At 58.4% G+C, this 2582-nt stretch carries 3 protein-coding genes; all 3 read right to left on the bottom strand.

What is annotated here, in order from left to right:
- Positions 1–56: 56 nt before the first annotated feature.
- The gene (gene tnpC, locus ACNA0J_RS29635; RefSeq protein WP_415822600.1) at positions 57–1622 is read right to left on the bottom strand and encodes an IS66 family transposase; all 1566 of its coding nucleotides are present in this window, start codon (positions 1620–1622) and stop codon (positions 57–59) included.
- 145 nt (positions 1623–1767) lie between these two features.
- Positions 1768–2100, bottom strand: a complete 333-nt coding sequence (gene tnpB / locus ACNA0J_RS29630) for an IS66 family insertion sequence element accessory protein TnpB (RefSeq protein WP_094838079.1) — start codon at positions 2098–2100, stop codon at positions 1768–1770.
- A complete protein-coding gene (gene tnpA / locus ACNA0J_RS29625) occupies positions 2097–2504 on the bottom strand; it encodes an IS66-like element accessory protein TnpA (protein ID WP_415822599.1) in 408 nt (135 codons plus the stop codon). The genes tnpB and tnpA overlap by 4 nt, the downstream gene beginning before the upstream one ends.
- Between the last annotated feature and the right edge of the window lie 78 nt (positions 2505–2582).

The raw sequence follows: 2582 nt of genomic DNA, 5'->3' as shown, positions 1-2582 counted from the left end.
ACTGTAAGCGTCCGGCCATCCCATATTGACACGCCCGCATAAGCGGGCGTTGCTGTTTATGGTGTTTGCGGTTGCCAGTTATGCGGCAGTAATTGATCGATCCGGCTGGCCGGCTGCGTAGGCAGACGCGTGAGTACGTCTTTGAGATAGGCATACGGATCGTGCCCATTGAGCTTGGCCGATTGAACCAGCGTCATCACAGCAGCCGCCCGTTTGCCTGCACGCAGCGATCCCGCGAACAGCCAATTATTCCGGCCCACCGCAACCGGTCGGATCTGCCGTTCAATGTGGTTGTTGTCGATCGGCAACTGCCCATCATCTAGATAGCGCGTGAGCGCACTCCAGCGTTTAAGGCTGTAATCGAAGGCTTTGGCGGTGGCTGATCCGTCGGGAACGCGGGCGCGTTGCTCTTTCATCCAGAGGTGCAGCGCGTCGGCCAGGGGTTTGGATCGTTCCTGACGTATTCGCCTTCGAGCATCGATATCCAAGTCCTTGACCTGGCGTTCAACCTCATAGAGTTGACCGATATGCTGCAGAGCTTGCTCAGCTAACTGACTCTTACTGGCGGCATGCAGCTCGTAGAACTTGCGCCGCGCATGCGCCATGCACCCGACCTCGGCCATGCCTTGAGTAAAGCAGGCTTTATAGCCCGAGTAGTCGTCACAGAGTAGACTGCCTTGCCAGTCCCCCAGGAAGGCGCGAGCGTGTTCACCAGCACGGCCTTGCGTAAAGTCGTAGATCACCGCCTTCAGTGATTCGAAGGCACCAGGTGCATAGGCCCAGAGATAGGCTCGATGGGTCTTTTTGCTGCCAGGCTGGAGCATTTGCACCGGCGTTTCGTCGGCATGCACCACGCGATGCGCGAGAATCGCCTGGCGCAAGGCGTCCACCAAGGGTTGCAGATGAACGCCGCAGGTTCCGACCCATTCGGCAAGCGTTGAGCGAGCCAGCTTCATGCCCGCTCGCTCGAAGATCGCCTCTTGCCGGTACAGCGGCAGATGGTCGGCGTACTTGGCCACCAGAACGTGAGCCAACAAGCCGGTAGTGGCCATGCCTTTGTCGATGACATGGGCTGGTACTGGCGCCTGCTTTAGGGTGGCGCATTGTTTGCACACCCATTTGCCGCGGATGTGGCGCTCTACGCTAAACAATCCCGGTGTGTAATCCAGCTTCTCCGAGACCTCTTCTCCGATGCGCAACAACTCGCATCCGCACTGGCAGTGCGTGCTATCGGGCTCATGGCGGTATTCGGTGCGGGGCAAGTGCTCGGGTAACCGGGCACGCTTGGGGCGGTTGGCCGGTCTGGATAGGGGGTGGCCGCTTAGTATCTCAAGTTCAGTCTCAATGGCCGCGATGTCCGTACTGACGGTCTCATCCAGCAGATTGCCTTGTATCCCTGAGAGCTGCTCGCCTTTTTTACCGAATTGATAGCGACGCAGGCTCGCGATCTCGTGGGTCAACTGCGCGATCTTGGCGTCCTTGTATCGGATCTCGTCCTGGTAGACCGTTTGCGCTTGTGCCTGACGCACTGTTAGTTGTTCAAGCTCGGATCGCGTCTGCTCGAGCGCCTCGCGCTCGGCCAGCACCTCGAGCAACAGCGTGCGCAAGGCGGGCGCATCCATGTTGGCAAGGTCGGGCATCGGCGGCGTAGTCATGGCCCTAAGTGTTACATGACTGAGGCACCTACGCCATTGGCGCATGCCCCGATGGCATAACGCGGCAGTTACGTGCCAAGTAAAAGTGAGTCGCCAGAATCCAGCCTGCCAATCAGAGAACGTCAATCACGCCGTTAGGCCCGATACGGTGCCAGGGCAGACCTATGACCAAGGCCTGCAGTTGTTCGTCGCTCAACATGAGCTGCGCCTCGCCCGAACGAGGCCAAGTAAACCCGCCCTGGTGCAACCGTCTAGCCGCCAGCCAGACGCCCAGGCCATCGTGTACCAACACTTTTAAACGGTTAGCTCGACGGTTGGCGAACAAATACGCGTGGTGTGGCTGTGCAGCACCGAAGACCTTTACCACTCGGGCCAGTGCCGTGTCAGTACCCGCACGCATATCCATCGGCTCGACGGCCAGCCAGATCTGGTCAATACGGATCATCGAGTGACTTCATTTAGCCACGCAGCACATTGCTGCGCGTGGCTCAGTGGCCATTGAATCGAGACGATTAAATCGCCACGTTCAAGCTTGATCTGGATCGGTGGTGACGGGTCCTGTGACGCCGACTCGATAGGTTTGTTCATCGAGGCCGGCACGGCAATGAACTGGGCCGCGACATCACGTTGGATCGGCGAGGGTGTTGTGCTGACATCGAGGTCACCATAACGCTCGTGTTCCTGGATCCAACGGCGAACAAGATTCGCGTTGATGCCGTGATCACGAGCAACCGACGCCACGGAGATGCCACGCTGCTGACAATAGGCAACCAGTTCGGCCTTGAATTGGGGATCATATCGCCGCCGCCGTGACGCCGGACTGACTTCAAGAGGGTCTGAAGAGTGCATTGCTCCACCTATATAAATGGAGACTTATGCTCATCGATACGCCCTAACGTATCAAGATGGGTTGCCCGGACGCTAACC

Origin of the sequence: Bordetella tumbae, from assembly GCF_965139195.1 — a bacterium.
Classification (GTDB): domain Bacteria; phylum Pseudomonadota; class Gammaproteobacteria; order Burkholderiales; family Burkholderiaceae_B; genus Bordetella_A; species Bordetella_A tumbae.
Note: the sequence above shows the minus strand (reverse complement) of the source record. Positions and strands in the feature narration are given on the sequence as shown.